This window comes from Natronomonas sp., from assembly GCF_046710025.1.
GTDB lineage: Archaea > Halobacteriota > Halobacteria > Halobacteriales > Haloarculaceae > Natronomonas.
In genome coordinates this window covers 1-3,098 of the sequence record NZ_JBKEGK010000275.1, presented here as the reverse complement: position 1 = coordinate 3,098, position 3,098 = coordinate 1, and the positions used below count along the sequence as shown (strand labels likewise).

At 63.3% G+C, this 3,098-nt stretch carries 5 protein-coding genes; 2 read left to right on the top strand and 3 right to left on the bottom strand.

The features are described from left to right. Positions 1-91: 91 nt before the first annotated feature. Complete coding sequence (locus tag ACI944_RS13685; RefSeq protein ID WP_411719581.1) at positions 92-385, bottom strand: hypothetical protein; 294 nt, start codon at positions 383-385, stop codon at positions 92-94. A gap of 2 nt (positions 386-387) precedes the next feature. Beyond that, positions 388-765, bottom strand: coding sequence for a helix-turn-helix domain-containing protein (locus tag ACI944_RS13680; protein WP_411719580.1), 378 nt, complete (start codon positions 763-765; stop codon positions 388-390). 246 nt (positions 766-1,011) lie between these two features. On the opposite strand from ACI944_RS13680, the gene ACI944_RS13675 reads away from it, so the two are divergent. Further along, positions 1,012-1,584, top strand: a complete 573-nt coding sequence (locus tag ACI944_RS13675) for a peptidylprolyl isomerase (protein ID WP_411719579.1) — start codon at positions 1,012-1,014, stop codon at positions 1,582-1,584. A gap of 4 nt (positions 1,585-1,588) precedes the next feature. Here the strand turns inward: ACI944_RS13675 and ACI944_RS13670 are convergent, their stop codons facing one another. Continuing rightward, entirely contained in the window at positions 1,589-2,140 is a 552-nt protein-coding gene (locus ACI944_RS13670) for an NUDIX hydrolase (RefSeq protein WP_411719578.1), read from the bottom strand. Between the two features lie 246 nt (positions 2,141-2,386). Between ACI944_RS13670 and ACI944_RS13665 the strand changes: the two genes are divergently transcribed. Then, entirely contained in the window at positions 2,387-2,815 is a 429-nt protein-coding gene (locus ACI944_RS13665) for a hypothetical protein (protein WP_411719577.1), read from the top strand. Positions 2,816-3,098 lie beyond the last annotated feature (283 nt).

The window sequence follows — 3,098 nt, the reverse complement described above, 5'->3', positions numbered from 1 at the left end:
ATGCGGCTGACATCGAGTCCGGACTTGAGAGGGCGCGAGACACCATGGCGTCGGACGAGCCGGCGGCACGACTCGACGCACTCCGGTCGTTCTAGCGGACCCGAAGTGAGTAGGCGATTGTCGAAAGTCCAAAGAAGGCGAAGAGGCTCTCGATCAGGATGCCGACCCCGAGGCTGATGTTCAGCACCTCGAAGGTGAATCCGGCTAACAACACGCCGACGACGATGAGACCGAACCCGACCGCGAGCAGGCCGAGCGATCTATCATCCGTCCGTCGATACGCGCTGAACGCGAGATATGTGACGACGCCGCCGACGAGGAGAATGAGCGTCTTGATGACGGCAATCGCAAGCTGGACCTCGAAACTGGTTGTCGAATGTACCATTATTACAGCTCCCTCCGTACCTCAGACCACATCTCCGCGAGGTGTTCGTCCGGGGTTCGGGCCGGTCGATCGATCTCGACCTCAAGATCGACCGAATCGGTCCGCGTCACGATGACGTCCTCGAAATTGAGCCGATACCGCGTCGCGTGGCTGCCGTCCTCGCGGATCTCGGTCCCCTCGCTAACAAGGGTTGCCTCCGACAGCCGATCGAGTTTTCGATACAGCGTCGATCGGGGGATGTCACACCGGTCGAGGAGTGATCGCGCAGTCCGAGGGGTACCCAACTCGGTGAGGATAGCACGACAGTCCTTGTCGTGTAACGCCGCAAGAACCGTGTCGATGTCCGGGGGATCGTCCTTGGCCGACGAGTCCCGAATCATACCGTGGCTTTTACCCCGAGGATTAAACGGCTGTGGGTTGGCGACGCCGCTGGGGACAATGGATACCCTTTTGTTCGTACTGTGGTTGCTGGCTGCATGGTACCGACGCGACGGGCATTCGTTTGCGGGGCGGGTACCGTCCTGCTGACGGGTGGGGCTGGCTGTTCGGGGCGAAACGACGATCCGGCGAGCGACGCCGGGACGGGGAGTCGGCAGTCTTTTGCGACGCCCACCCCTGATTCAGGTATGAGCAACGACAGAGCCGTCTCAGATCCGGACAACCCGACCGTAACGCTCCGAACGACCCACGGCGACATCACCGTCGAACTGTTCGAAGAGCGTGCGCCGCGAACCGTCGAGAACTTCCTCGGACTGGCGCGGCACGATCCCGCCGCCGACGCCGACCCCGCGGCTGACACCAACACTTGGGAGGATCCCGAGACCGGCGAAGTCCGCGGCGACTCTCTGTATGAAGGTGCCGTCTTCCATCGGATCATCGACGACTTCATGATCCAGGGTGGAGATCCAACGGGGACCGGTCGTGGTGGCCCGGGCTATCAGTTCGATGACGAGTTCCACGACGACCTCACTCACGACGGCCCCGGAATCCTCTCAATGGCCAACTCCGGGCCGAACACCAACGGCTCACAGTTCTTTATTACGCTGGATGCGACGCCGCACCTCGACGGCAAGCACGCCGTTTTTGGCCAGGTGATAGACGGTATGGACGTCGTCGAAGAGATCGGATCGCTACCGACTGGGCGCAACGACGAGCCCACGGAGACGGTCGAAATCGAGACGGTCGAAATCGACGGGTAGCCGATCACTCCTCCGTTTGGACTGCATACTGTAACACGGCCAGTGCCGACCGGCCATCGCGGAGGTCGCCGACCGCCGCCCGCGACCGGAGTTCCTCGAACGTCGTCGTCTCGACGGCGATCGATTCGTTGTGATCGAGGTCCTGTTCGGCGGCCGGCTCACAGCCGTGTGCGACGACGTACTGGAAGACCGAATCAAAGAGCCCGTTGGCCGGTTCGTACGTCGCGATTTGCTCAACGACGCCGGCCTCGTAGCCGGTTTCCTCGCGTAACTCCCGGCGTGCCGCGGCGCGAACGTCCCCATCGCCGTCCTCGAGACCGCCGGCGGGGAGCGCGTAGTTGACTCGGCCGACCGCCTGTCGCCACTCGCGGATGACCACTACGTCGCCGTCCTCGGTGAACGGTAACACCACGACGGACGGCGGTTCCGAGACGTAGTGAAAGCTGGCTTCGGTTCCGCCCGGGAGTCGCACGTCGTCGCGCACTACATCGAATCCGGGACATGTGTACTCGGTTTCGGAGCCGAGTGTTCGCCAGGCCAGTTCGGAATCGTCCATAGCGTTGCTTTGAGTGGCGCGGGCAAAACGGTATCCCTCACGGATGGCGAGCAGGCGGCGCCTTCATCTCCCCGACGGCGGCGCGCCGCACTCCCGTCTCAACCGGCCGTCGGTCGCTCGTTACGTCGTGGGGCGTCTGGTTGCGTGTTAATATATAAATCTGCGCGTAAACGGACCCGACGAGCGATCCGCCGGCGCCGTCCGGAACGGTCAAGACGGCCGGCCACGAACAATCGAACGGGCCAGATGACCGCCAGACGAGTGTTTCTCAGCGGGATCGTGACCGCCGTCGCCGGTTGTGTCAGTCCCGGCACCTCGGGGCAGGAAGCCGCTCCGAACGGTCAAAACGGATCGACGAACACCCAGCGCGACGGGGGTGAGAGCGACACGGACGGCGCGTCGGGCTATCACCTCCGTGCGTCACCCGTCGGAGCCCCCGACCGCGAGCCGGTCCTGTCGAGCGACGACGACGCACTCGTCGAGATTGAGCCGCTGATAGACCTGCTGGAGGAGACAGCCAATACGCTCGAGACCACGTACGCCCCGCTGTCTCCGAGTGAGGCAGAGGCCTTCGAGGAAGCGATAGCTAGCGTCGAGCGATACTACGCGGGAAACCCCCCGGGCTACTACATCGATCACAGGGGACTCGTCATCTCGGTTTCGCGAAGCGGGTAAGAGCATCTGGCTGGCCAGCAAAACAGGTCGACGGCAGTGCCGGCCGATACGCCGGGGCGACGGCAGCGCCGGCTGGCGGGACGGGTTCCACCACGGAATAGTTAAAAACCGTACCGAGCAAACCGGACACGTGCACCCGCGACATCCCGTTACACCGGACGTAACAATCGGCATTGCCGCCGCATCGAACGGTTGGGGCCCGAACTGATGTACCGCGACCTCTCACACCCCATCGAGACCGGGATGCAACGGTTTCCCGGCGATCCCGAGGTGTCGGTTGACC